We start from the raw sequence: 24,536 nt of genomic DNA, 5'->3' as shown, positions 1-24,536 counted from the left end.
GGGGTCAGCAGTCGGGAGCGGCTGCCGAGCTTTGGAGGGGGACCATGACCATGCAGGGGAACGAGCAGCGAGCAGAGGCTCTGCGACCGCACGCCGAAGACGCCTTCGCACACGAACTGAAAGCCCTGGCGGCCGCCGACGACCGGCCCCGCCCGACCCGCTGGAAGCTCTCCCCGTGGGCCGTCGCCACGTACCTGCTCGGCGGCACGCTCGACGACGGCACGGTGATCACACCCAAGTACGTGGGGCCGCGCCGCATCGTCGAAGTAGCCGTCACCACCCTGGCCACCGACCGCGCCCTGCTCCTGCTGGGCGTCCCCGGAACCGCCAAGACCTGGGTGTCCGAACACCTCGCGGCCGCCGTCAGCGGAGACTCCACCCTCCTCGTCCAGGGCACCGCGGGCACCCCCGAGGAAGCCATCCGGTACGGCTGGAACTACGCCCGGCTGCTCGCCCACGGCCCCAGCCGCGAGGCGCTCGTGCCCAGCCCGGTCATGCGGGCCATGGCCGACGGCATGACCGCCCGCGTCGAGGAGCTCACCCGCATCCCCGCCGACGTCCAGGACACCCTCATCACCGTCCTGTCCGAGAAGACCCTCCCGATACCGGAGCTCGGCGAAGAGGTGCAGGCCGTGCGCGGCTTCAACCTCATCGCCACCGCCAACGACCGCGACCGCGGGGTGAACGAGCTCTCCAGCGCGCTGCGCCGCCGCTTCAACACCGTGGTGCTGCCGCTGCCCGCCACCGCCGACGCCGAGGTCGACATCGTCGCCCGCCGCGTCGACCAGATGGGCCGCGCCCTCGACCTGCCGGCCGCGCCCGAAGGCCTGGAGGAGATCCGCCGCGTCGTCACCGTCTTCCGCGAGCTGCGCGACGGCGTCACCGACGACGGCCGTACGAAGGTGAAGTCGCCCAGCGGCACCCTGTCCACCGCCGAGGCCATCTCCGTCGTCACCGGCGGCCTGGCCCTGGCCGCCCACTTCGGGGACGGCGTCCTGCGCCCCTCCGACGTGGCCGCCGGGATCCTCGGCGCCGTGGTCCGCGACCCGGCGGCCGACAAGGTGGTCTGGCAGGAGTACCTGGAGGCCGTGGTCCGCGAGCGCGACGGCTGGAAGGACTTCTACCGGGCCTGCCGGGAGGTGACCGTATGAGCCCGAGCCCGGTGAAGGGCCCGCTGCTGCTGGGCGTACGTCACCACGGGCCCGGCTCGGCCCGTGCCGTCCGGGCGGCCCTGGAGGCGGCCCGGCCCGAGGCGGTGCTGATCGAGGGCCCGCCGGAGGGGGACGCGCTGTTGCCGCTCGCCGCCGAGGAGGGGATGCGGCCGCCCGTCGCGCTCCTCGCGCACGCGGCGGACGATCCGGGCCGGGCCGCGTTCTGGCCGCTCGCCGGGTTCTCACCCGAATGGGTGGCCATCCGCTGGGCCCAGGAGCACGACGTCCCGGTCCGTTTCATCGACCTCCCGGCGGCGCACTCGCTCGCCGCCGGAGGGGAGGGGCAGGAAGGGACCGAGCCGGACGCCGTCCGGCTGGACCCCCTGGCCGTGCTGGCCGAGACCGCGGGGTACGACGATCCCGAGCGCTGGTGGGAGGACGTCGTCGAGCACCGCGGCGCCGGGGGCGTGCGGGAGGACGTGCTCGGCGCCTTCGAGGCGCTGGGGGAGGCCATGGGAGCCCTGCGCGAGGCGTACGGCGACGGGGGACACCAGCGCGACCTGGTGCGCGAGGCGTACATGCGCCAGCGGATGCGGGCCGCCCGCCGGGAGTTCGGCGACGCCTACGCCGTGGTGTGCGGAGCCTGGCACGTCCCCGCGCTGCGGGCCAGGACCACCGTGGCCGCCGACAAGGCCCTGCTGAGCGGCCTGCCCAAGGTCAAGGTGGAGACCACCTGGGTGCCCTGGACCCACCGCAGGCTCGCCCGCGCCGGCGGGTACGGCGCGGGGATCACCTCGCCCGGCTGGTACGCCCACCTCTTCTCCGCCCGGGACCGGCCCGTCGAGCGGTGGCTGACGAAGGTCGCTGGCCTGCTGCGCGAGGAGGACCGGCAGGTCTCCTCGGCGCACGTCATCGAGGCGGTCCGGCTGGCCGAGACCCTCGCCGCGATGCGGGGCAGGCCGCTGCCCGGCCTGACGGAGACCCTGGAAGCGGTCCGGGCGGTGATGTGTGACGGCTCCGACATACCGCTCGCACTGATCGAGGACCGGCTCGTCGTCGGCGACGTGCTCGGTGAGGTCCCGGACGGAGCCCCCGTCGTCCCCCTCCAGCGCGACCTGACGCGACAGCAGCGCACACTGCGGCTCAAGGCCGAGGCACAGGACCGCGAGCTGGAACTGGACCTGCGCAAGGACACCGACACGGCGAAGTCCCTGCTGCTGCACCGGCTGCGGCTGCTCGGTGTCGGCTGGGGCACACCTGCCGCCTCCCGGGCCGGCACCGGAACCTTCCGGGAGACCTGGCGGCTGCGGTGGGAGCCGGAGCTGTCGGTGCGGATCGCCGAGGCCGGCATATGGGGGACCACCGTCCTCGGGGCGGCCACCGCCAAGGCAGAGGCGGACGCCGCCGGGGCCGAGGAGCTGGGCGAGGTGACGGCCCTGGCCGAGCAGTGCCTGCTGGCCGGGCTCGCGCAGGCACTGCCCGCCGTACTGCGGGCCCTCGCCGACCGGGCCGCGCTGGACACCGACGTGGCGCGGCTCGCCAAGGCCCTGCCGGCCCTGGCCCGTTCGCTGCGGTACGGGGACGTCCGGGGCACCGACGCGACGGCGCTCGGCGCCGTGGCGGCCGGGCTCGCCGAGCGGATATGCGTCGCACTGCCGTCGGCCTGTACGGCTGGCCTGGACGCCGACGCGGCGGCGGAGATGCGCGGTCACGTGGACGGGGTGCACGGGGCGGTCGGCCTGCTGGCGGACGCCGGTGAAGGGCTGCGGGAGCGCTGGTCCGCGGTGCTCGCCACGCTGGCCGGCCGGGACACCGTGCCCGGCCTGATCCGCGGCCGGGCGGCCCGGCTGCTCCTCGACGACGGGCGGCTGCCGGCCGAGGAGACGGCCCGGCTGATGGGGCTCGCCCTGTCCCCGGCGTCCTCCCCGGCCGACGCCGCGGGCTGGATCGAGGGCTTCGCGGGCGGCAGTTCGGGCGGGGGCACGCTGCTGGTCCACGACGACCGGCTGCTGGGCCTGATCGACGCCTGGCTGGTGGGGGTGCCGGAGCGGGCGTTCACCGACGTACTGCCGCTGTTGCGGCGGACGTTCGGGGCGTACGAGCCGGGCGTGAAGCGGACCTTGGGCGAGCTGGTGCGGAGGGGGCCGGGCGGTTCCGCCGCGGCGGTGCCCGGTGGCTCGGCGCCCGAGGGCTTCGCCCCGGAGCTGGATCCGGCGCGGGCGGACGCGGTGGTGGGGCTGGTGCGGATGCTGCTCGCCGGCGTTTGAGGCGCGGCGCCGCTGCCAGGGCTCCGCCCCGGACCCCGCGCCTCGAACGCCGGCGGGGCTGGATGGGGCGGGGCCGAATCGAAGAGCGACGAGTACGACGAGTGGAGGGGGACGGACGGATGAGCGGTACGGACACGGGCACGGCCGGAGGCGAGCGGTTGCGGCGGTGGCGGATGGTGCTCGGCGGGGGTGAGGCCGATGGCACCGGGTGCGCGCTGGCCGGGCGGGACGCGGCGATGGACGCCGCGCTCGGCGCGCTGTACGGCGGGGGTGGCGAGGCGGGGTCCCGCAGGACATCGGGGGCGCGGTCGGCCGGGCTCGGCGGGTCCGCGCCGAACGTGGCCCGCTGGCTCGGGGACATCCGTACGTACTTCCCGAGCTCCGTGGTCCAGGTCATGCAGCGCGACGCCATCGAGCGGCTGGGCCTGGCCGCCCTGCTGCTGGAGCCGGAGATGCTGGAGGCCGTCGAACCGGACGTGCACCTCGTCGGCACCCTGCTCTCCCTCAACAAGGCGATGCCCGAGACGACGAAGGAGACGGCGCGGGCCGTGGTCCGCAAGGTCGTGGAGCAGCTGGAGAAGAAGCTCGCGGCGCGGACCCGGGCGACGCTGACCGGCGCCCTGGACCGGTCCGCGCGCATCAGCCGCCCGCGCCACCACGACATCGACTGGGACCGCACGATCCGGGCCAATCTCAAGAACTACCTGCCCGAGTACCGCACCGTCGTCCCCGAGCGGCTGATCGGCTACGGCCGGGCGGCGCAATCGGTGAAGAAGGAGGTGATCCTCTGCATCGACCAGTCGGGTTCGATGGCGGCCTCCGTCGTCTACGCCTCCGTCTTCGGGGCGGTCCTCGCCTCGATGCGCTCGATCGCCACCCGTCTGGTCGTCTTCGACACCGCGGTCGTCGACCTGACCGACCAGCTCGACGACCCGGTCGACGTCCTCTTCGGCACCCAATTGGGCGGTGGCACCGACATCAACCGCGCGCTCGCCTACTGCCAGTCGAAGATCACCCGCCCCGCCGACACCGTCGTCGTCCTGATCAGCGATCTCTACGAAGGCGGTATCCGCAACGAGATGCTGAAGCGGGTCGCCGCGATGAAGGCGTCGGGCGTCGAGTTCGTGACCCTGCTGGCCCTGTCCGACGAGGGGGCCCCGGCCTACGACCGCGAGCACGCCGCAGCCCTTGCGGCGCTGGGGGCCCCGGCCTTCGCCTGCACTCCCGACCTGTTCCCGGATGTGATGGCCGCGGCGCTGGAGAAGCGCCCTCTGCCGATCCCCTGACGGCCGCGTCCCGGCCTTTGCTGTGAATCGGTGAATCACACGAACTTCCAGTTCAACCGTGAGGCGATCTGTGACAGGTATCACCGCTCAGGTGTGATCTGCGATTTAGGGTCCCACGTCCCTCGGGGATAACCTGCGGGACGGACATGCCGCGTCCACGGTCACCGTGTGCGCCTTCCTTGTGACAGCGCCGTCACGTTGCCCTCCGCGGCACGCCCACGCAGATAGCAGACAACCGCGAATCACTGCGAATCTTTAAAAAGACAAGGGACGGACGCGCGTGGACCTGTTCGAGTACCAGGCGAGGGACCTCTTCGCCAAGCACGGTGTACCGGTGCTGGCCGGTGAAGTCATCGACACGCCTGAGGCGGCTCGCGAGGCCACCGAGCGGCTGGGCGGCAAGTCGGTCGTCAAGGCGCAGGTGAAGGTCGGCGGCCGCGGCAAGGCCGGCGGCGTGAAGCTGGCCGCCACCCCGGACGAGGCCGTCGCCCGGGCGACGGACATCCTCGGCATGGACATCAAGGGCCACACGGTCCACAAGGTGATGATCGCCGAGACGGCTCCGGAGATCCTGGAGGAGTACTACGTCTCGTACCTCCTCGACCGGACCAACCGCACCTTCCTCGCCATGGCGTCCGTCGCGGGCGGCATGGACATCGAGCAGGTCGCCGAGGAGACCCCGGAGAAGCTCGCCAAGGTCCCGGTGAACGCCAACGAGGGCGTGACCATCGAGAAGGCCCGCGAGATCGTCGCGCTGGCGCAGTTCCCGGCCGAGGTCGCCGAGAAGGTCGCCGAGGTCCTCGTGACCCTGTGGGCGACCTTCATCGCCGAGGACGCGCTCCTCGTCGAGGTCAACCCGCTCGCGAAGGTCGCCAACGGCGACGTCATCGCGCTCGACGGCAAGGTCTCGCTCGACGAGAACGCCGAGTTCCGCCAGCCGGGTCACGAGGAGTTCGTGGACCACGCGGCCGCGAACCCGCTCGAGGCCGCCGCCAAGGCGAAGAACCTCAACTACGTCAAGCTCGACGGTGAGGTCGGCATCATCGGCAACGGCGCGGGTCTCGTCATGAGCACCCTCGACGTCGTCGCCTACGCCGGCGAGAACCACGGTGGCGTCAAGCCCGCCAACTTCCTGGACATCGGCGGTGGCGCCTCCGCCGCCGTCATGGCCAACGGTCTCGAGATCATCCTCGGCGACCCGGACGTCAAGTCCGTCTTCGTCAACGTCTTCGGTGGCATCACCGCCTGTGACGAGGTCGCCAACGGCATCGTCCAGGCGCTGCAGCTGCTCGCGGACAAGGGCGAGGCGGTCACCAAGCCGCTGGTCGTCCGTCTCGACGGCAACAACGCCGAGCTGGGTCGCAAGATCCTCTCGGACGCCAACCACCCGCTGGTCCAGCGCGTGGACACCATGGACGGCGCGGCCGACAAGGCCGCCGAGCTCGCGGCTGCGAAGTAAGGGCAGAGGTCACAGACTCACATGGCTATCTTCCTCAACAAGGACAGCAAGGTCATCGTCCAGGGCATGACCGGTGCCACGGGCATGAAGCACACCAAGCTGATGCTGGCTGACGGCACCAACATCGTCGGCGGCGTGAACCCGCGCAAGGCCGGCACCACCGTCGACTTCGACGGCACCGAGGTCCCGGTCTTCGGCTCCGTCGCCGAGGCGATGGAGAAGACGGGCGCCAACGTCTCCGTCCTCTTCGTCCCGCCGGCCTTCGCCAAGGCCGCCGTGGTCGAGGCGATCGACGCCGAGATCCCGCTGGCCGTCGTCATCACCGAGGGCATTGCGGTGCACGACTCCGCCGCCTTCTGGGCGTACGCGACCGCCAAGGGCAACAAGACCCGGATCATCGGCCCGAACTGCCCGGGTCTGATCACCCCCGGCCAGTCCAACGCCGGCATCATCCCGGGCGACATCACCAAGCCCGGCAAGATCGGTCTCGTGTCCAAGTCGGGCACGCTGACCTACCAGATGATGTACGAGCTCCGTGACATCGGCTTCACCTCCGCCGTCGGCATCGGTGGCGACCCGGTCATCGGCACCACGCACATCGACGCCCTGGAGGCCTTCGAGGCCGACCCGGACACCGAGCTGATCGTCATGATCGGCGAGATCGGCGGCGACGCCGAGGAGCGTGCGGCGGACTTCATCGCGAAGAACGTCACCAAGCCGGTCGTCGGCTACGTCGCGGGCTTCACCGCCCCCGAGGGCAAGACCATGGGCCACGCGGGCGCCATCGTCTCCGGCTCCTCCGGCACCGCGCAGGCCAAGAAGGAGGCCCTCGAGGCCGCCGGCGTGAAGGTCGGCAAGACGCCGACCGAGACCGCGAAGCTGGCGCGCGAGATCCTCGCCGCCAAGTAAGCGCGACATCGCACGGGCGTGGCCCGCACCCCTCGGGGGGTGCGGGCCACGCCCGTTCCCATGCCGGGTCTCATTCGACCTTCGGGGCGATCCGCGCCGGTCCGGCCTCCGGGTCGGCGAGCAGCTTGTCGTGGAGCTTCCTGCTCCGTTCGGTGAGCTGCTGGGGGCCGGCGAGCGGGGGCACGCCGGAGACGCTCTCGCCGGGTGCCAGCGGGGGCTCGTAGTGGGTGGGCGCGGTCATGAGCGTGTAGGCCGTCGAGACGGCGATCATCGCCGTCAGGCTGAGGGTCGCGCGGGTCCACAGCCGGGTGCGCCGCTCGCCGCCGCCGCGTACGACGGCCGCCGGCCGCGGATCGAGGTCGACGGCCGGTTGCAGCGCGGTGAACAGGTCGCGCAGCAGCGCGGACTGCTTTTCGAGCGGTACGTCGGCCAGTTCGGGGATCCGGTCGGCGAGGTCGGCGTGCGCGTGCACGAGCCGGTGGCCCGCGGTGGGTGTGGTGGCCTCGGTCTCGGCCGCGGTGTCGGGGAGGTCGAGGCCGACGCCGTCGTAGAGCAGGACCGTACGGCGGTTCGCGGGGGGCAGGGAGAGCAGGGCGTCGAGCAGGATCCGGTCGGCGGGCTCGGCGGGCGGCTTGTCGGGATGGCGGTGGGCGCGCCGGAACCGGTGCCAGGGGGAGAGCGCGTACTCGTACACGATCGCGCGCACCCAGCCCACCGGGTCCGGGTCGGCTGCCACCTCCGGCCACCGGTCCCAGGCCTGGACGAAGGCCTTCTCCACGGCCTCCAGGGCGAGCGCCCGGCGGCCGGTGAGCAGGTAGGCCTGCCGGGCGAGGTCGCGGGCGGCGTGGGCGTAGAGGGCGTCGAAGGCCTCGGCCGGTCCCGCCACCGCGACCCTTGCGGGGCTCTCGGCGGGGCCTTCGGCGGGGAGCTCGTCGGGGAGCTCGTCGGGCTCGGTCCGCCCGTCCGCGGCCCGTGCGTCCGTGGCCTGCGCGTCCGGTGCCCGTCCGTCCGAGGCCGTTCCGGCCGTGGTCGGTCCGGCCGGGACGGGTGGGTCCGCGGCGGGTTCCTCCGACGCCCGGGCCGTCTTCGCCTCGCCCGGCGCCCCGGCGGGACCGGCGTCCTGCGGCGGGGCCGCCAGGCGCGCCAGGAACTGCGTGTACAGCTCGCGCTTGCGCCCGCGGGGGGCCGTGCGGCCCGATTCCCAGGAGCGGATGGTCGCCGCGGTGACCCCCACGGCCGCGGCGACCTCATCGTGCGTCAGTTCCGCCGCCTCGCGCAGTCTGCGGCGCTCCTTGGGGGCGGGCAGGCTCAGCTCCGAGTCCTCTGAGGAGGTCGTCTCGACGCTTGGTGTCATGCCACACTCCCCGCGAACCTGACGCTCTGGGCGAAAAAGTACATAAACGTATATTGAGCGACACCACGGGCATTCGCCTGTTACCCGTCCATAGCGCGTGTCGTTGGCACCATGGCGGGGTGACCCAAGTGACCGAACGCGGGACCCCGTTGTCAGCGGCCCCGCGAGCCGGCGTGCGGCGCCGTTCACCGGCCGCCGCCGCATGCGTCGTGGGCGGCGCCGTGGCGGCCGGACTCGGGCTCGGCTTCCTCGCCGTGCTCGTCATCGTGCTGTGGATCAGCTCCCCCTACCCCGACAGCGGCCCCGGTGGGGCCCTGCACCTGGCCGCCGGGCTGTGGCTGCTCGCCCACGGGACCGAGCTGGTGCGCTACGACACCCTGTCCGGCGTCCCCGCACCCGTGGGAATGACGCCCCTGCTCCTCGTCGTGCTGCCCGTGCTGCTCATGCGGCGGGCCGCCCGGCTGGGGAGCGCCGCCGAGGAGGACGACGAGGAGGTGCTGCCCGCCGGAGCCGTGTTCTCGGCCGTGCTCTGCGGATATCTCGCGGTCGGGGCCCTCGTCACGGTGTATGCCGCCGGCGGCCCCATGTCGGCCGACCCCATCAGCGCCGCCTGGCACATCCCGCTGGTGGCCGTACTCGCCGCCGCAGCCGGGGTGTGGGGGGCCCGGGGGCGTCCGCTCGGGCCGCTGCCGTCCTGGCTGCCCAAGGGCGTACGGAAGGCTGTCGTGCGCCCTCGTTACGCGCTGGCGCTCCGGGCGGGCGCGGGCGGTGCCCTGGTGCTGCTGGGCGGCGGCGCACTCGTCGTCGGCGCCTCGCTCGCATGGCACGGCGCCGAGGTCCAGGCCTCCTTCCTGTCGCTGACCGGGGTCTGGTCGGGGCGCTTCGCCGTCCTGCTGCTCGCGCTCACCTTGATCCCCAACGCCATGGTCTGGGGCGCGGCCTACGCGCTCGGGCCCGGCTTCGCCCTGGGCGCCGACGCCACGGCCACCCCGCTCGGCTTCCCGGGCGCGCCGGGACTGCCCCGCTTCCCGCTGCTGGCGGCGCTCCCGGCCGAGGGGCCGGGTACCCCGCTGACCTGGGCGGTCGCCGGGGTTCCGGTGGTCGCCGGGCTCGCGGTGGGCTGGTTCGCGGTACGCCGGGCACGTGAGGTCTCGTACGGGGAGACCGCGCTCACCGCGGCCCTCGGCGCGGTGGTGTGCGGCCTGACGATGACCGGGCTCGCGGCGGCCTCGGCGGGGCCGCTGGGCTCGCGGCGGCTGTCGGAATTCGGGCCGGTGTGGTGGACCACCGGGGTGGCGGCCTTCGCCTGGACGGCGGTGCTGGCCGTGCCGCTGGCGGTGGCGGTGCACGCGTGGCGGACCCGCCCGGCCATCGGGCCGTCCGCCCTGGATGCCGATGACGCGGTGGCTGTGGACGACAGGTGGCACGACAGCGGGGTGCGGGAGATCCGGTGGGCGGCGATGCGGAAGGCTGCGGGGGCGCTGATTCCGGATATCGCGCCGGTGCCTCCGGTTCCGGCGGCGGTGGTGGGGCGGCGGCGGGCCGTGACCGTGGTGTCCGGGCTGGATCTGGATCCGGGCCTGCTGGTGGCGAAGCCGGCCGAGGCTGCCGAGCCGGCCGAGGCGGTGTCAGTGCCGTTGGCTCCGCCGGTGGTTGGGGCGCGGGTGTTGGCTCGGCGGAAGCCGCCACCGGAGTAGGCCGTTCGGGTGCGCCGCCGTTGCTGGGGCTCCGCCCCAGACCCCGCGCCTCAAACGCCGGCGGGGCTGAAAGGCGCGGCGGGGCTGAAAGGCGCGGCGGGGCTGAAAGGCGCGGCGGGGGCTGGAACGGCCCCCGGTCGGAGGGTTACTGGCGGACCTTCAGGACGTCGCCCACCAGGTTGTCCGGGAGGAGGGTGTTGCACTGGAGTTCCGCCGACTTGGTGAGGGCGTCGTCGCGGCAGACGTAGAAGTCCTTGTAGGCGAGCTGCAGGGCGTACGAGCTGAACGCCAGCAGGATCGCCAGCGAGGCCGTGACCAGGCCGCTCACCGCCGCGGTGCGCTGGGGGCGGGCCGCGGGGCCCAGGGCGTCCAGGCCGGCCGGTGCCGCCGGGGCGCCCTCGGCGGTCGCCGGTGCGGGCTTGCCGCGCAGCGCGCTGATGCCCCAGTAGAGGGCGAGTGCCCCGAGCAGCAGCCCCACCGAGGGGATCCCGAAGATCCCGAAGAAGAAGCCCCACATGCCGGCCAGCAGCGCGTAGCGGGCGCGTCGCTGGATGGGGTCCGTCGGGTCCCAGCGCGCCGGTCCCCGCTGGCCGTCCGAGTCCTTCGGGCCGTCGCCGTTCCCGCCACCACCGCTGCGCGGCTGCCACGGCTGGTCGGGCCGGCCTTCCGGCGGAGCCGCGAAGGGGTTGTCGTCGGTGGGGGAGTCGGGCTGACGGCGGTCCGGCATCGGGTGTGTTTCTTCCCCTGTGTCATGGACGTCGCGGTGACGTCGTGGCGAGGTGAGGCCAGTTTGCGGCTTGTACGCCAGACGCTACCGCCCGGCCGTCCCCCCGTCCCTCGGGGGCTGTCCGGTGTACCGGTATCGTTGCAGGCGGTCGGTGGCTTCGTATGGTTCCCCATATACCGGTACCCCGAAGTTTCGGATGACCACACAAGACGAACACCGCAATCCCGCGAGAAAGGGCCTCCCATGGCCGCCTCCCGCCTGGTCGTGCTGGTCTCCGGTTCCGGCACCAACCTCCAGGCCCTGCTCGACGCCATCGACGCCCACCCCGGCGGATCCGAGGGCTTCGGCGCCGAAGTCGTCGCCGTGGGGGCCGACCGCGAGAACATCGCCGGCCTGGAGCGGGCGGAGAAGGCGGGGATCCCCACCTTCGTCTGCCCGGTCAAGAGCTACGGCAGCCGCGCGGAATGGGATGTCGCCCTCACCGAGGCGACCGACGCGTACGCGCCGGACCTCGTCGTGTCCGCCGGATTCATGAAGATCGTGGGCAAGGTGTTCATCGACCGCTTCGGCGGCCGGTTCATCAACACCCACCCCGCCCTCCTCCCCGCTTTCCCGGGTGCGCACGGCGTACGGGACGCCCTCGCCTACGGCGCGAAGGTCACCGGCTGCACGGTCCACTTCGTGGACAGCGGCGTGGACACCGGTCCGATCATCGCCCAGGGTGTGGTCGAGGTCCGGGACGAGGAGGACGAAGCCGCTCTCCATGAGCGCATCAAGGAAGTCGAGCGCCAGCTGCTCGTCGATGTCGTGGGGCGTCTGGCCCGGCACGGCTACCGCATTGAGGGACGAAAGGTAACAATCCAGTGACCGCCGTAGAGAGCAACGACCCGACCACGACCCAGCGGCCGATCAGGCGTGCGCTCGTCAGCGTCTACGACAAGACGGGACTGGAAGAGCTGGCCCGCGGCCTGCACGAGGCGGGCGTCGCGCTCGTCTCCACCGGCTCCACCGCCTCGAAGATCGCCGCCGCCGGTGTGCCCGTCACCAAGGTGGAGGAGCTGACCGGCTTCCCCGAGTGCCTGGACGGCCGGGTCAAGACCCTGCACCCGCGCGTGCACGCCGGCATCCTCGCCGACCTGCGCCTCGAGGACCACCGCAACCAGCTCGCCGAGCTGGGCGTCGAGCCCTTCGACCTGGTGATCGTCAACCTCTACCCCTTCCTGGCGACCGTCCAGTCGGGCGCCACCCCCGACGAGTGCGTGGAGCAGATCGACATCGGCGGCCCGTCAATGGTCCGCGCCGCCGCCAAGAACCACCCCTCGGTCGCGGTCGTCACCAGCCCGGCCCGCTACGCCGACGTCATCGCGGCGGCCCAGGGCGGCGGATTCGACCTCACCGCCCGCAAGCGGCTCGCGGCGGAGGCCTTCCAGCACACCGCCGCCTACGACGTGGCCGTGGCCTCCTGGTTCACGAACGCGTACGCGCCGGAGCCGGAGGCGGTCCTGCCGGAGTTCCTGGCCGGTGCCTGGGAGCGCAAGTCGACCCTGCGCTACGGCGAGAACCCCCACCAGGCCGCCGCCCTCTACACGGACGGGCAGCCGGGCGGACTCGCCAATGCCGAGCAGCTGCACGGCAAGGAGATGTCCTTCAACAACTACGTGGACACCGAGGCCGCGCGCCGTGCCGCCTACGACCACGACGAGCCCTGCGTCGCGATCATCAAGCACGCCAACCCGTGCGGCATCGCGGTCGGCACGGATGTCGCCGCGGCCCACCGCAAGGCGCACGCCTGCGACCCGCTCTCGGCCTTCGGCGGCGTCATCGCCGTCAACCGCCCGGTGACCGTCGAGCTCGCCGAGCAGGTCGCGGAGATCTTCACCGAGGTCATCGCCGCCCCCGCCTACGAGGACGGCGCGGTCGAGGTCCTGGCCAAGAAGAAGAACATCCGCGTCCTGAAGGTGGACGGCACCCCGCACCAGCCGGGTGACCTCAAGCCCGTCTCCGGCGGTGCGCTGCTCCAGCAGAGCGACCTCTTCCAGGCCGAGGGCGACGACCCGGCGAACTGGACCCTGGCCACCGGCGAGGCCCTGTCCCCGGCGGAGCTCGCCGAGCTGGCCTTCGCGTGGAAGGCCTGCCGGGCCGTCAAGTCCAACGCGATCCTGCTCGCCAAGGACGGCGCCTCGGTCGGCGTCGGCATGGGCCAGGTCAACCGCGTCGACTCGGCGAAGCTCGCCGTCGAGCGGGCGGGCGCCGAGCGCGCGCAGGGCTCGTACGCCGCGTCCGACGCCTTCTTCCCGTTCCCGGACGGGCTGGAGATCCTGACGGCCGCGGGCATCAAGGCCGTGGTCCAGCCGGGCGGTTCGGTCCGTGACGAGCAGGTCGTCGAGGCCGCGCAGAAGGCCGGTGTGACCATGTACTTCACCGGCACCCGGCACTTCTTCCACTGAGTCCGGCCCACGGCCCACGGCCCCGGCCCACGGCCCAACCTACGGCGAAGGCCGCGCCCCGCACTGCGGGGCGCGGCCTTCGCCGGTTCTGCGGACGGGCTGCGTCAGTAGCTCGGGCGCTTGAAGTAGTCGCCGGCCTTGGCGAGGCCGATGACGATCGTGAGACCGAGGGCGAGGGAGACCAGGGCGGGCAGCACGGCGATGGCGGTGGGGCCGCCCGAGTGCTCGCTGGCACCGAGCGCGGCCAGGTTGACCAGCACGCTGATGACGGCGAAGAAGGTCTGGAGCGAGCCGTAGACGATGCCGGAGACGCGCACCCCGTTGCGGCCCTTGCCCATCTTGGCCGCCGTCAGGAACGGCCACAGGGCCAGGCCGATCAGGACGAGACCGCCGACGACGAAGCCGATGCCGACGGCGGCGCCCGCCTCCTCCGCCGAAGAGCTGGAGGAGCCCGAGAGGGCCGAGGCGAACACGGCGCCGCCGATGATCACCAGCAGGCCGAGCAGCGCCTGCAGGCTGCCGAGGATGAAGAGGATGACGCGGGCGGCCTTGGCACCGCCCGGCATCTCCATGTGGGCCCCGGGGTATCCGCCCGGACCGCCGGGGTAGCCGCCGGGCCCGCCCGGGTAGCCCTGCGGAGCCTGCTGCGGGTAGGCGTAGCCGCCCTGCGGCGGGATGCCCTGGGGTGCCTGCTGGGGGTAGCCGTAGCCGGGCTGGCCCTGCGGGGCCTGGGGCGGCTGCTGACCGTACGGATTGTGCGGTTCGCCGAAGCTCATGTTGGGGTGTTCCTCCGTGGAAGTGCGGGGACGCACGGCATGAGCACGGAGGAATCCTGCACGGTGCGGTCCCGCCCCCCGGCACTGCCCGCGGCACATCAGTCGTTTCATCGTGGTCCGACGGGCCCGGGCTTGTCCAGTTGGTTGAGGGACGGCCGGTGACTTGTTGTGCAAGTGCAATGAACCCTGAGCCCCTGGGAGTGCCTTGACTGGAACCGGGGCCACCTCATCCGGGAGGATGGGGGCATGACTGCCCAGATTCTCGATGGCAAGGCCACCGCCGCCGCGATCAAGTCCGAACTGACCGCCCGCGTGGCGGCCCTGAAGGCCCGGGGCATCACCCCCGGCCTCGGCACCCTCCTGGTCGGTGACGATCCGGGCAGCCGCTGGTACGTGAACGGCAAGCACAAGGACTGTGCCGAGGTCGGCATCGCCTCCATCCAGCGCGAACTGCCCGGAACGGCCTCCCAGGAAGACATCGAGGCGGTCGTCCGGGAGCTCAACGCCAACCCGGAGTGCACCGGCTACATCGTTCAACTCCCGCTCCCCAAGGGCATCGACACCAACCGGGTCCTGGAGCTGATGGATCCGCTGAAGGACGCCGACGGCCTGCACCCCATGTCGCTCGGCCGGCTGGTGCTGAACGAGCCGGGACCGCTGCCCTGCACCCCGTACGGGATCGTCGAACTGCTGCGCCACCACGGCGTCGGCATCAACGGCGCGCACGTCGTCGTCCTCGGCCGCGGGATCACCGTCGGGCGCTCCATCGGCCTGCTGCTGACCCGCAAGTCCGAGAACGCCACCGTGACGCTCTGCCACACCGGTACGCGCGACCTCTCCGCGCAGCTGCGCCAGGCGGACATCATCGTCGCGGCGGCCGGTGTCCCGCACCTGGTCAAGCCGGAGGACGTGAAGCCGGGCGCGGCCGTGCTCGACGTCGGCGTCAGCCGCGACGGGGAAGGGAAGATCGTCGGCGATGTGCACCCCGGCGTGGCCGAGGTGGCCGCGTGGATCTCGCCGAACCCGGGCGGGGTCGGGCCGATGACCCGTGCCCAGCTGCTCGTCAATGTCGTCGAGGCGGCGGAACGGACCACCAGTGCAGGCTGAACCGGACGCGGAGAACGCGGCGGGCGGCGGCGCGGCCCGGGCGAACGGCACCCCCGTCGCTCCGGTCGTGCCCGCGAAGCCCGTCGTGCCCGGCGCGCAGGCCGGTCCCGCCGAGGCCGGGGCCGAGCCGGTGGCCAGGTCCCGCCGGTTCCCCTCCATCACCCGGGACACGGCCCGCCCGGAGGGCAGCGGCCGTGCCGTTCCCGGGGCCGTGTCCACGCCGGCCCGTCAGTGGCCGATGCTCAGCGTCCTGACCGCGACCGCGGTCGGGCTGCTGGCCACGGCCTTCGGGCACCCGCGGGTCGGCTGCCTGGCCATCGGCGTGGCCCTGATCGCGGCCTCGGTGATGCGGCGCGTGCTGCCTTCGGTGGGGATGCTCGCGGTGCGCTCCCGCTTCACGGACATGATCACGTACGGGCTGCTGGGCGTGTCGATCACGCTGCTCGCGCTGGTGATGGCGGCGCCCAAGCCGTGGCTGGTGATCCCGTTCATGGAGAGTGCGGTCCGCTTCACCGTGCGGTGAGCGGCGCCGGCGGTGCGGCCGGTGCGGCCGGCGTAGGTGGCATGAGCGACGCGAGCGACGTGAGTGACGTGAGTGCGGCCAGGGTGGCCGCGACGGCCGGCCGGGTCTCCGTGCCCGCCCGGACCAGGACGTCCAGCGTCCGTCCCGGGCCCGGCAGCTCCCGTACGGCGACGCCGGGCGGCGGGGCGTCGCACAGCAGCTTCGGCAGGATCGACACGGCCTGCCCGGTGGCGACGAGCCAGAGCCCGGACCGCAGGTCCGCGCACTCGTGCGCGATGTGCGGGGTGAATCCGGCGTTGCGGCAGGCGTGCAGCAGCATCTTGCGGCAGCTGCTCGGGGCGGGGGCCGAGACCCAGGCGCCCTCCCGCAGCGCGGCGAGCCCGTCCCGCTCGTAGGCGGGCAGGAGGGCCGTCGGCAGCGCCAGGCACAGCGGGTCGTCGAAGAGCGGCACCGCGGTGGTCCCGGCCGCGGGCGGGGCCCCGAGCAGCGGGTAGGCGTAGGTCACCGCCAGGTCCAGGCGGCGCTGCCGCAGCCGCGGCACGGCATCCTCGGGGTCGGCCTGCACGATGTGCGGGCGCAGCCGGGGGTGGCGTACGGCGAGCTCGGCGACGAGCGGGGCGGCCACCGTGGCCAGGGCGCTGGGGGCGCAGCCGATGGCCAGCTCCCCGCTCAGCTCGGCGTCGAGGGCGCGTACGGCTCCTTCGGCCCGCTCCAGGGCGGCGAGCACCGGTTCGCAGGCGGCCGCCAGTGCCACTCCGGCGGGGGTGAGGCGCAGCCCGCGCCCGTCCCGTTCGACCAGGGCGGCCCCGGCCTCGGCCTCCAGGGCGCGCAGCTGCTGGGAGACGGCGGAGGGGGTCACGCCGTGCAGGTCGGCGACGGCGGTCACCCGGGTGTGCTCCGCCAGGTCCCGCAGGATGACCATGCGCTTCACATCAAGCATGAGTTCATCTTAACGATGGCTGTAGCTGAGGTAGCTGGACTTAACGGTTGTGTCCCGGCGATGCTCGTTGCCATGAACGCGAAGACGAAGAAGGTCGTACTGATCGGCGCGCACGGAACCCTCGGCCGGGCGGTCCACGAGGCCCTGCGCGAGCGCGGCCACCACATCGTCACCGCCTCCCGCACGGGCGCCGACGTCCACGTCGACATCACCGACCCGGAGTCCATCCGCGCCATGTACACCCAGGTGGCGCAACAGGTGGGGGAGATCGACGCGGTCGCGAGCGCCGCCGGCAGCGTGCCCTGGCGCCCGCTCGGCGAGCTGACCACGGACGACGTCCGCGCCGGCCTCGAAGGCAAGGCCGTCAGCCAGATCGAGCTGGTCCGCCAGGGCGCCCGGCACCTGCCCGCGCACGCCTCGTACACGCTGGTCACCGGCATCCTGGCCCGCGAGCCCCTGCTCACCGGATCGGTGGCCGCCCTGGTCAACGGCGCCGTAGAGGCCTTCGTGCGCGCCGCAGCCGTCGAACTGCCCGGCCGTCAGCGGATCAACGCCGTCAGTCCGACCGTTTTCGAGGAATCCTTCGACGCGTACGGGGACACCTTCGCGGGATTCGACGCCGTACCCGTGGCGCGCGCGGCGAACGCCTACGTCAAGTCGATCGAGGGGCACCGGACGGGCCAGATCTTCCTGGTCGAATAGCGGTCCGGGGGCCGGTCGGACCTTCGAACATCAGGGTCCGTGTGCCGTGCACCACACGGACCCGGGGATTAGCCCGGTCCCGGGTCGGATAGCCTGACCGCGGATGTCTCTTCACGTCAAGATTTACTGGGGAGCGGCGTCCTCCAGCACATGGGGCAGGGACGCCCCACCGCCAGCTGTCTAACGGAGAAGGCCATGACCCGCACTCCCGTGAATGTCACCGTCACCGGCGCCGCCGGCCAGATCGGCTACGCGCTGCTCTTCCGCATCGCTTCCGGTCACCTGCTCGGCGCGGACGTGCCGGTCAAGCTCCGTCTTCTGGAGATCCCCCAGGGCATGAAGGCCGCTGAGGGCACCGCCATGGAGCTCGACGACTGCGCCTTCCCGCTGCTCGCCGGCATCGACATCTTCGACGACCCGAACCAGGGCTTCGACGGTGCGAACGTCGCGCTGCTCGTGGGCGCCCGCCCGCGTACCAAGGGCATGGAGCGCGGCGACCTGCTCGCCGCCAACGGCGGCATCTTCAAGCCGCAGGGCCAGGCCATCAACGCGCACGCCGCGGACGACATCAAGGTCCTGGTCGTGGGCAACCCGGCCAACACCAACGCGCTCATCGCGCAGGCCGCCGCGCCGGACGTACCGGCCGAGCGCTTCACCGCGATGACCCGCCTGGACCACAACCGCGCGATCTCGCAGCTGGCCGCCAAGACCGGCAGCGCCGTCTCCGACATCAAGCGCCTGACCATCTGGGGCAACCACTCGGCGACCCAGTACCCGGACATCTTCCACGCGGAGATCGCCGGCAAGAACGCCGCCGAGGTCGTCAGCGACGAGCTGTGGCTGGCCGACACCTTCATCCCGACCGTCGCCAAGCGCGGCGCCGCGATCATCGAGGCCCGTGGCGCGTCCTCGGCCGCCTCGGCCGCCAACGCCGCCATCGACCACGTGCACACGTGGGTCAACGGCACCGCCGAGGGCGACTGGACCTCGATGGGTATCCCGTCGGACGGCTCCTACGGCGTCCCGGCCGGTCTGATCTCCTCCTTCCCCGTCACCTGCAAGGACGGCAAGTACGAGATCGTCCAGGGCCTGGACATCAACGAGTTCTCCCGCACCCGCATCGACGCCTCCGTCCAGGAGCTGGCGGAGGAGCGCGACGCGGTTCGTGAGCTCGGCCTGATCTGATCCGGTCTCCCGACCCGATCCGCTCTTCCGGAAGGCCCCGGCGCACTGCGCCGGGGCCTTTTGGCGTGATCGCGCCTGTCGCGTTCCTGATGATCGCCTTATCGTTTCCCTCCGCACACCGAAAGGGGGATTCGGTGACAAGCACCGCGGACGACAGAACGCCTGTGCACCCTTCGCTCAGCGAGGCCGGCCGGCTGCTCTGCGCCGGCAGCTATCTCGACGCCTCGTACCGCGACCGGGTGATCCAGGAGCTCTATGTCCACGAGGAGCGCTACGTGGCGCCCTCCTACGGCTTCGACGCCGCCCGCGTCCTCGCCCACGCACTCCAGGCCCGCCGCGCCGAAGTGGCCTGGGCCTTCGCCGTCCTGGCGGTGTGGGGCCTCGGGCTGCTGCTGGCCCAGCCCCTCCTGCTCTTCCTGCTCCTCCCGGCCGCCTTCCTGAGCGGCGCCGGACGGATCGCGCGCCGCCGGGCGGCGACGGCACGCGGCAGCCGCTTCCTCGAACTCCTCCTGCGCGGCTGCGGCTACGTACTGCTCATCGGCGTCGGCCTGGGCGTACTGCAGGGCGCACTGGAGGGCGAGACGAACGTCGGAGGGGCCGACGACTCGCTCGTGATCTACGAGCACATCCTGAGCGGGATCGAGCGGGAACCGTTCACCGTCATCTTCGGGCTGCCCAAACTCGGCTACCTGATCGCAGGGCAATACGCATGGACCGCCCTGATCGTCTTCGCCCTGCTCACCCTGGTCGTCGGACTCCAGCGGGGCCACTTCGCCCGCGTCATCAGCACCTCCCTCAGCCGCACGCGGTACGCCGACCCGAACGCCGACCCCGCCTCCGGCAGCCGGTTCGCCCGGACCCGCGACCGGATCCTGCGGACCCAGCACAGCCGCCTGGTCATCTACAACGTCGACAGTCCGTTCTGCGGCGCCGGCGCGGCCTACCGCCCCTGGCACCTGTCGGTCGAGCTGCGCCCCCGCACGGACGGGGTGGAGCCCGAACCGCTGGACAACGAGCGGATCGTGGCCCGGATCCGGCCGCGGCTGGAGGCCCTGCGCGTCCCGTCGCCGCACGGCTCACCGGAGGCCGAGCAGGCCGTACTGGACCGGCTGCGGGAACTGGTCGTCGACGAGTGCGTGTTCCTGCCGGCCTCCGGACTGCCCGCGGCGCACGAGCCGGACCTCTCGGACCGGGCCTTCGCCGCGCACCGGGCCGGCGCCGTGGAGGAAGGCGGGGAGCGCCGCCGCCACTTCCTGCGCGTACGGGTCGGCGGCTGGGACGAGAACCTCGTCATCACCGTCTTCGTACGCGTCCACACCCAGGGCGGGATGCTGATGCTGGAGGTGGCGCCGCACGTGCTGCTGCCCGTACGGCCGCAGTTCCAGGAGGCCGACGACGTGGCCCGGCGCCACCTGCGGAACAACCCCTTCGCCAAGGCGGTCTGGGCGCTGAGGCACGCCCCGCGCTCGCTCTCCAAGGCGCTCGCCACCCTGTCGGGCGGCGGCCGCGGCCCGTGGCAGATCGCCACGGAGGGCCACGGCGGCGCGCTCCCGGCCGGCCCGGCCGTGTCCGTACGCGAGCTGGCGGCGCAGGAGGACGCCTCGCTGTTCCAGCTGATGGACCTGGACCGGTACTTGAAGACCATCCAGGACCGGATCGTCGCCGGCGTGACCCTGGCCCTGCACGAAGCGGGCTGGCACACGGAGGAGTTCGCGCAGCGCGCGGTCACCGTGGCGGAGGGCGGGGTGTACATCCAGTCGGTGAGCCACAGCGCGTTCAGCGTGGGCGGCAGCGGACACCACAATCGGACGACCCACCACACGAGCCACCACACGAGCAGAGGAGACCGGCAGTGACGCACGACGGGGGAAGCGGGGAGGTGCGGATCAACCGCATCGAAGGCAGCACCTTCAGCATCGGCGGTACCGACATCACCAACACCACCGTCCACCACGGCGGTACGGGGGCGGGCGCCCCGGGTGCCGCCGAACTGCTGGAGGCCGTACGGGAGCTGCGCATCGCCCTCGTCCACCTGCCCCGCAGCGCCGACCGCTCGGCCCTCGACGCCGAACTGGACGAGGCCGCCGGTGAGCTGGAGGAGGCCGGGGAGATCCGGCCCGGCCTGCCCGCCCGGCTGCGGGCTGCGCTCCGGCGCTGGGCCCCGGTGGTGGACTCGGTGAACGCGGCCGCCGCCCTCGGCGGGCTGCTCGCCTCGCTGGGGAGCTGACCGGTGGCCACGGGCGGCGGTGCCCACTGGAACCCGCAGTCGCAGCGCTGGGAGTGGGCGGATCAGCCGCCCCCGCCCCCGCCGTCCTACCCGCCTCCGGCCCCGCCCTCGTACCCGCCCGGCCCGCAAGGGGGCGGCCAGGGCGGTTCGGGCGGCCAGGGCGGTCCGGGCCGGGAGCGGTCGTGGAAGGTCCCGCTGCTGGTGGTCCTCGGGGCCGTGGTGGTGGGCGGCTGCGCCGTGGCGGGATGGTTCGTCCTGGGCGGCGGGGAGCCGAAGGCACCCGCCGCGGCCCCGCCGGCTTCGGGTACCGCGGCCCCGCCGTCCGGTACGGGTCCGGCCGCGGCCCCGTCCGCAGCCTCCCCCTCGCCGTCCTCCGCGTCGCCCTCGGTCCCGCCGCCGTACACGGTGGTCCGCGACGACGGCGGCTTCTCGGTCGCCGTGCCCACGGGCTGGGAGCGCAGCCGCGACGAGGACGGCAGCGGCTCCTTCTACCGGCGGCCCGGGGACCGCAGCGCGCTGATGCAGTTCTTCCGCGTCACCGAGGCGGACAGTGTCGGAGCGTGCGAGCTGTTGCGGATCTCCTCGCAGGCCCTCGGCAGCCGTCCCGGCTACCAGGAGGTCTCCATCGATCCGGCGCCCGGCGGGTCCTGCGAGCTGGTGTACGAGTACGACAACCAGGAATCGCACGGACGCCGCCGCGCGATCGAGCGGATCACCGTCGCCCCGGACGGCAGGCGGTGGGCGCTGCTGGCGGCCGGCCCGGCCGCCGACGGCACGGCGGTGCGCGCGAACCTGACGGCGGCCGTGGAGTCGTTCAGGACGGAATGACCGCGACGACCGGTCCTACTTGTACATGCCCGGGGTGTAGTGGCCCGGCACCAGGCGGGTGGTGACGCCGATGCGGTTCCAGACGTTGATCGTCGCGATGACGGCGATCAGCTGGGCGAGCTCGCGCTCCTCGAACTGCTTGGCGGCCTTCTCGTAGACCTCGTCGGGCACGAAGCCGTCCGTCAGGACGGTGACGGCCTCGGTGAGCTCGATCGCGGCGAGCTCCTTCTCGGTGTAGAAGTGCCGGGACTCCTCCCAGGCGCCCAGCTGGACGATGCGCTCGACGCTCTCACCGGCGGCGATCGCGTCCTTGGTGTGCATGTCGAGGCAGAAGGCGCAGTGGTTGATCTGGGAGGCGCGGATCTTGACGAGTTCGACCAGGGAGGGGTCCAGACCCTTCTTGGCGGCGATCTCCAGGGCGAGGACGGCCTTGTAGACCTCGGGGGCGAGCTTCGCCATCTGCATGCGCGGGGTGTGCTCGGGGGCGTGTTCGTGTGTGGTCGTCATGTGATCCACCCTAGGAGTCAGGCGGCCCACCGATATGGTCCATATCCATGACGGAATCGTGGGCCACTTTCGGCGCCGACCTGCATCTGGACCTCACCGCCGGACGCGGCCTGCGGGCCGGGCTCACCGAGGCCCTGCGCGAGGCCGCGCGCAGCGGGCGGCTGGCGGCCGGGACCCGGCTGCCGTCGTCCCGCACCCTCGCCGCCGACCTGGGCATCGCCCGGAACACGGTCGCCGAGGCGTACGCCGAGCTCGTCGCCGAGGGCTGGCTGACGGCCCGCCAGGGCTCCGGCACCCGCGTCGCCGAACGGGCCCGCCCGCGCCGGCCCGCGGCCGCCGCACCCGTACGGCGCCCCGCGCGCAAGGGGCCGGCGTACAGCCTGATCCCCGGCTCCCCGGACCTGGGCGGCTTCCCGCGCGCGGCCTGGCTGTCGGCGGCCCGGCGGGCGCTGACCGCCGCGCCGAACGAGGCCTTCGGGTACGCGGCCGACCCGCGCGGCCGGATCGAGCTGCGGCAGGCGCTGGCCGGATACCTGGCGCGGGCGCGCGGGGTGTACGCGGACCCCGAACGGATCGTGCTGTGCGCGGGCATCCTGCACGGGCTGGCGCTGCTGGCGGGCGTACTGCGGGCGCGGCGGGTGCGGGAGGTGGCGGTGGAGGGCTACGGCCTGGACTTCCACCGGGACCTGCTGGTGCGGGCCGGGCTGCGGCCGCGCCCGCTGGGCGTGGACGGGGAGGGGGCCCGGACGGGGGAGCTGACCGCGGCGGCGGGAGCGGTGCTGCTGACCCCGGCGCACCAGTTCCCGACGGGCGTGGCCCTGACCCCGGCACGGCGGGCCGCCGCGGTCGACTGGGCCCGGACCACGGGCGGGCTGATCCTGGAGGACGACTACGACGGGGAGTTCCGCTACGACCGCCAGCCGGTCGGCGCGCTGCAGGGCCTGGACCCGGACCGGGTGGTGTACCTCGGGACGGCCAGCAAGTCACTGGCCCCCGGGCTGCGGATGGGCTGGATGGTGGTCCCGCCGGGGCTGCTGGAGGAGGTGCTGGCCGCAGGACGGCCCACGGAGTGGGCGTGCGGCGCGCTGGACCAGCTGACGCTGGCGGAGTTCCTCACCTCCGGGGCGTACGACCGGCACGTGCGCGGGATGCGGCTGCGGTACCGGCGGCGCCGGGACGAGCTGGTGGCGGCGGTGGGGGACCGGGTGGGCGTGTCGGGGATCGCGGCGGGGCTGCACGCGGTGCTGGACCTCCCGGAGGGGCTGGAGCGGTCGGTGCTGCAGTCCGCGGCCTGGCAGGACCTGGCCCTGCACGGGCTGGGGCGGTTCCGGCATCCGGAGTCCGGGCTGCCGCGGCGCGACGCGCTGGTCGTCGGCTACGGGACTCCGTCGGACAGTGCGTGGGGGCCGACGCTGGCGGCCCTGTCGGCGGCCCTCCCGTGACCTGCGGCGCCGTTGCCGGGGGCGCCGCCCCCGGACCCTCGCGCCTCAATCGCCGGCGGGGCTGAAAGAGCCGGGGCCGGCCGGTGGGGCCGGGGGTTCGCCGAAGCGGGCCAGGGCCAGGGAGCCGGCCACCGCCACCGCGAAGCCCGTCACCGCCAGCCAGGCCAGGCCCTCGCGGGTGCTGTCGCCGAGCCAGGCCACGCCCACCACCGCCGGGCCGATCGTCTCGCCGAGGACCATGCCCGCCGTCGCCACCGTCACCGAGCCGCGTGCCAGGGCCGAGGTGAGCAGCAGGAAGGCCGCGCCGCCGCCCAGGAGGAGGGCGTACAGGGCCGGGCTGCGCAGGTCCCACGGGGAGTCGACGAGCCGGACCGAGACCTCCACCACCCCGAAGCCCGTCCCCGCCGCGAGGCCGAGGACCAGCGCCCGCGGCCCGTCCGGGAGCCGTCCCGCGACCATGCCGACCAGCAGCACCAGCCCGGCCACCAGCAGCAGCCCCACTTCCAGCGCCGTCGACCCGGTCCCCGTGCCCTCCTCCCCGGCGGAGAGCCCGAGCATCAGCAGACCCGCGCACACCACCGCCACCGCGCTCCACTCGGTCCGGGACAGCCGTACCCGCAGCAGCCGCGCCGCGACCACCGCCGTCACCGCCAGGCTGGCCGCCAGCGCCGCGCCCACCGCGTAGATCGGGACGTGCCGCAGGGCGATGATCTGGAGCACGAAGCCGGCTCCGTCGAGACCCAGACCCGCCAGGTAGCGCCACTGCCGTACGGCCCGCAGGAACAGTGCCGTGTCCACTCCGGACCCGGTACCGGGCTCCGAGGCCCGCGCCGCGACCGCCTGCAGAACCGAGGCCGTACCGAAGCAGACCGCCGCACCGAGCGCGCAAATCATCCCAATCAGCACGAACTGACTCTAGGTCACGGATCTCACGGCGGCCGGATTCCATCGGCCGGTGGCCCGGCCCTACTCTGTCGGCAGCACGCGAGGCCCCAGGGGGAG

Annotated in this window: 22 protein-coding genes; 16 read left to right on the top strand and 6 right to left on the bottom strand. The window is 73.2% G+C overall.

Features of this window, described 5'->3' with window-relative positions:
- The first annotated feature begins 44 nt into the window (after window positions 1–44).
- The 5 genes from KO717_RS14480 to sucD all read left to right on the top strand — a co-directional run bounded on the left by KO717_RS14480 (window position 45) and on the right by sucD (window position 7,072).
- Window positions 45–1,151 carry an ATP-binding protein gene (locus KO717_RS14480; RefSeq protein WP_301367101.1) on the top strand — a complete coding sequence of 369 codons (1,107 nt, stop codon included), beginning with the start codon at window positions 45–47 and terminating at the stop codon, window positions 1,149–1,151.
- Window positions 1,148–3,418: a DUF5682 family protein gene (locus KO717_RS14475; protein WP_301367100.1), complete on the top strand. Its 2,271-nt coding sequence runs from the start codon at window positions 1,148–1,150 to the stop codon at window positions 3,416–3,418. Before KO717_RS14480 ends, KO717_RS14475 begins: the two co-directional genes overlap by 4 nt.
- 119 nt (window positions 3,419–3,537) lie before the next feature.
- Window positions 3,538–4,704: a VWA domain-containing protein gene (locus KO717_RS14470; protein WP_301367099.1), complete on the top strand. Its 1,167-nt coding sequence runs from the start codon at window positions 3,538–3,540 to the stop codon at window positions 4,702–4,704.
- Window positions 4,705–4,984: 280 nt separating this feature from the next.
- Window positions 4,985–6,163, top strand: a complete 1,179-nt coding sequence (gene sucC, locus KO717_RS14465; RefSeq protein WP_030389142.1) for an ADP-forming succinate--CoA ligase subunit beta — start codon at window positions 4,985–4,987, stop codon at window positions 6,161–6,163.
- A 21-nt stretch (window positions 6,164–6,184) separates the two neighbouring features.
- Window positions 6,185–7,072, top strand: coding sequence for a succinate--CoA ligase subunit alpha (sucD, locus tag KO717_RS14460; protein WP_189733229.1), 888 nt, complete (start codon window positions 6,185–6,187; stop codon window positions 7,070–7,072).
- A 70-nt stretch (window positions 7,073–7,142) separates the two neighbouring features.
- Here the strand turns inward: sucD and KO717_RS14455 are convergent, their stop codons facing one another.
- Window positions 7,143–8,426 carry a helix-turn-helix domain-containing protein gene (locus tag KO717_RS14455; RefSeq protein WP_301367098.1) on the bottom strand — a complete coding sequence of 428 codons (1,284 nt, stop codon included), beginning with the start codon at window positions 8,424–8,426 and terminating at the stop codon, window positions 7,143–7,145.
- Window positions 8,427–8,545: 119 nt separating this feature from the next.
- Between KO717_RS14455 and KO717_RS14450 the strand changes: the two genes are divergently transcribed.
- On the top strand, window positions 8,546–10,123 hold the full coding sequence (locus KO717_RS14450; RefSeq protein WP_301367097.1) for a cell division protein PerM: 1,578 nt from the start codon (window positions 8,546–8,548) through the stop codon (window positions 10,121–10,123).
- Window positions 10,124–10,268: 145 nt separating this feature from the next.
- Here KO717_RS14450 and KO717_RS14445 read toward each other — a convergent pair whose 3' ends face one another.
- On the bottom strand, window positions 10,269–10,850 hold the full coding sequence (locus KO717_RS14445; protein WP_301367096.1) for a hypothetical protein: 582 nt from the start codon (window positions 10,848–10,850) through the stop codon (window positions 10,269–10,271).
- A gap of 243 nt (window positions 10,851–11,093) precedes the next feature.
- Here KO717_RS14445 and purN point away from each other — a divergent pair, with 243 nt between their 5' ends.
- Together purN and purH are read left to right on the top strand one after the other, a co-directional pair.
- Window positions 11,094–11,717: a phosphoribosylglycinamide formyltransferase gene (gene purN, locus KO717_RS14440; protein WP_301367095.1), complete on the top strand. Its 624-nt coding sequence runs from the start codon at window positions 11,094–11,096 to the stop codon at window positions 11,715–11,717.
- Window positions 11,714–13,297, top strand: coding sequence for a bifunctional phosphoribosylaminoimidazolecarboxamide formyltransferase/IMP cyclohydrolase (purH, locus tag KO717_RS14435; protein ID WP_301367094.1), 1,584 nt, complete (start codon window positions 11,714–11,716; stop codon window positions 13,295–13,297). Before purN ends, purH begins: the two co-directional genes overlap by 4 nt.
- A 104-nt stretch (window positions 13,298–13,401) precedes the next feature.
- On the opposite strand, the gene KO717_RS14430 is transcribed toward purH, so the two are convergent.
- Window positions 13,402–14,073 (bottom strand): hypothetical protein, encoded by a 672-nt coding sequence (locus KO717_RS14430; RefSeq protein ID WP_301367093.1) that lies wholly within the window; start codon window positions 14,071–14,073, stop codon window positions 13,402–13,404.
- Between the two features lie 246 nt (window positions 14,074–14,319).
- Here KO717_RS14430 and KO717_RS14425 point away from each other — a divergent pair, with 246 nt between their 5' ends.
- Together KO717_RS14425 and KO717_RS14420 are read left to right on the top strand one after the other, a co-directional pair.
- Window positions 14,320–15,180, top strand: coding sequence for a bifunctional methylenetetrahydrofolate dehydrogenase/methenyltetrahydrofolate cyclohydrolase (locus tag KO717_RS14425; protein ID WP_030013704.1), 861 nt, complete (start codon window positions 14,320–14,322; stop codon window positions 15,178–15,180).
- A complete protein-coding gene (locus KO717_RS14420; protein ID WP_301367092.1) occupies window positions 15,170–15,703 on the top strand; it encodes a DUF3017 domain-containing protein in 534 nt (177 codons plus the stop codon). Before KO717_RS14425 ends, KO717_RS14420 begins: the two co-directional genes overlap by 11 nt.
- Here the strand turns inward: KO717_RS14420 and KO717_RS14415 are convergent.
- Window positions 15,690–16,643 (bottom strand): LysR family transcriptional regulator, encoded by a 954-nt coding sequence (locus KO717_RS14415; protein WP_301367091.1) that lies wholly within the window; start codon window positions 16,641–16,643, stop codon window positions 15,690–15,692. The genes KO717_RS14420 and KO717_RS14415 overlap by 14 nt on opposite strands.
- 72 nt (window positions 16,644–16,715) lie before the next feature.
- On the opposite strand from KO717_RS14415, the gene KO717_RS14410 reads away from it, so the two are divergent.
- The 5 genes from KO717_RS14410 to KO717_RS14390 all read left to right on the top strand — a co-directional run bounded on the left by KO717_RS14410 (window position 16,716) and on the right by KO717_RS14390 (window position 21,585).
- Entirely contained in the window at window positions 16,716–17,345 is a 630-nt protein-coding gene (locus KO717_RS14410; RefSeq protein WP_301367090.1) for a short chain dehydrogenase, read from the top strand.
- 195 nt (window positions 17,346–17,540) lie between these two features.
- Window positions 17,541–18,530: a malate dehydrogenase gene (locus KO717_RS14405; RefSeq protein WP_301367089.1), complete on the top strand. Its 990-nt coding sequence runs from the start codon at window positions 17,541–17,543 to the stop codon at window positions 18,528–18,530.
- A gap of 134 nt (window positions 18,531–18,664) precedes the next feature.
- A complete protein-coding gene (locus tag KO717_RS14400) occupies window positions 18,665–20,386 on the top strand; it encodes a hypothetical protein (RefSeq protein WP_301367088.1) in 1,722 nt (573 codons plus the stop codon).
- Entirely contained in the window at window positions 20,383–20,757 is a 375-nt protein-coding gene (locus KO717_RS14395; RefSeq protein WP_301367087.1) for a hypothetical protein, read from the top strand. The genes KO717_RS14400 and KO717_RS14395 overlap by 4 nt, the downstream gene beginning before the upstream one ends.
- Before the next feature lie 3 nt (window positions 20,758–20,760).
- Entirely contained in the window at window positions 20,761–21,585 is an 825-nt protein-coding gene (locus tag KO717_RS14390; RefSeq protein ID WP_301367086.1) for a hypothetical protein, read from the top strand.
- A gap of 15 nt (window positions 21,586–21,600) precedes the next feature.
- Here the strand turns inward: KO717_RS14390 and KO717_RS14385 are convergent, their stop codons facing one another.
- Entirely contained in the window at window positions 21,601–22,092 is a 492-nt protein-coding gene (locus KO717_RS14385; RefSeq protein ID WP_301367085.1) for a carboxymuconolactone decarboxylase family protein, read from the bottom strand.
- Window positions 22,093–22,139: 47 nt separating this feature from the next.
- Here KO717_RS14385 and KO717_RS14380 point away from each other — a divergent pair, with 47 nt between their 5' ends.
- Window positions 22,140–23,534 carry a PLP-dependent aminotransferase family protein gene (locus KO717_RS14380; protein ID WP_301367084.1) on the top strand — a complete coding sequence of 465 codons (1,395 nt, stop codon included), beginning with the start codon at window positions 22,140–22,142 and terminating at the stop codon, window positions 23,532–23,534.
- Between the two features lie 45 nt (window positions 23,535–23,579).
- On the opposite strand, the gene KO717_RS14375 is transcribed toward KO717_RS14380, so the two are convergent.
- A complete protein-coding gene (locus KO717_RS14375; RefSeq protein ID WP_437184638.1) occupies window positions 23,580–24,428 on the bottom strand; it encodes a hypothetical protein in 849 nt (282 codons plus the stop codon).
- Between the last annotated feature and the right edge of the window lie 108 nt (window positions 24,429–24,536).

The organism is Streptomyces xanthophaeus (assembly GCF_030440515.1).
GTDB lineage: Bacteria > Actinomycetota > Actinomycetes > Streptomycetales > Streptomycetaceae > Streptomyces > Streptomyces kutzneri.
This window is presented reverse-complemented; position numbering and strand designations above follow the sequence as displayed.

Coding starts and splice junctions, on each gene's coding strand:
- KO717_RS14470 (WP_301367099.1), top strand. CDS start 3,538: ATGAGCGGTACGGACACGGGCACGGCCGGAGGCGAGCGGTTGCGGCGG.
- KO717_RS14430 (WP_301367093.1), bottom strand. CDS start 14,073: ATGAGCTTCGGCGAACCGCACAATCCGTACGGTCAGCAGCCGCCCCAG.
- KO717_RS14405 (WP_301367089.1), top strand. CDS start 17,541: ATGACCCGCACTCCCGTGAATGTCACCGTCACCGGCGCCGCCGGCCAG.
- KO717_RS14475 (WP_301367100.1), top strand. CDS start 1,148: ATGAGCCCGAGCCCGGTGAAGGGCCCGCTGCTGCTGGGCGTACGTCAC.
- KO717_RS14385 (WP_301367085.1), bottom strand. CDS start 22,092: ATGACGACCACACACGAACACGCCCCCGAGCACACCCCGCGCATGCAG.
- KO717_RS14455 (WP_301367098.1), bottom strand. CDS start 8,426: ATGACACCAAGCGTCGAGACGACCTCCTCAGAGGACTCGGAGCTGAGC.
- KO717_RS14410 (WP_301367090.1), top strand. CDS start 16,716: ATGAACGCGAAGACGAAGAAGGTCGTACTGATCGGCGCGCACGGAACC.
- KO717_RS14445 (WP_301367096.1), bottom strand. CDS start 10,850: ATGCCGGACCGCCGTCAGCCCGACTCCCCCACCGACGACAACCCCTTC.
- purN (WP_301367095.1), top strand. CDS start 11,094: ATGGCCGCCTCCCGCCTGGTCGTGCTGGTCTCCGGTTCCGGCACCAAC.
- sucD (WP_189733229.1), top strand. CDS start 6,185: ATGGCTATCTTCCTCAACAAGGACAGCAAGGTCATCGTCCAGGGCATG.
- KO717_RS14425 (WP_030013704.1), top strand. CDS start 14,320: ATGACTGCCCAGATTCTCGATGGCAAGGCCACCGCCGCCGCGATCAAG.
- KO717_RS14375 (WP_437184638.1), bottom strand. CDS start 24,428: ATGATTTGCGCGCTCGGTGCGGCGGTCTGCTTCGGTACGGCCTCGGTT.
- KO717_RS14415 (WP_301367091.1), bottom strand. CDS start 16,643: ATGCTTGATGTGAAGCGCATGGTCATCCTGCGGGACCTGGCGGAGCAC.
- KO717_RS14380 (WP_301367084.1), top strand. CDS start 22,140: ATGACGGAATCGTGGGCCACTTTCGGCGCCGACCTGCATCTGGACCTC.
- KO717_RS14480 (WP_301367101.1), top strand. CDS start 45: ATGACCATGCAGGGGAACGAGCAGCGAGCAGAGGCTCTGCGACCGCAC.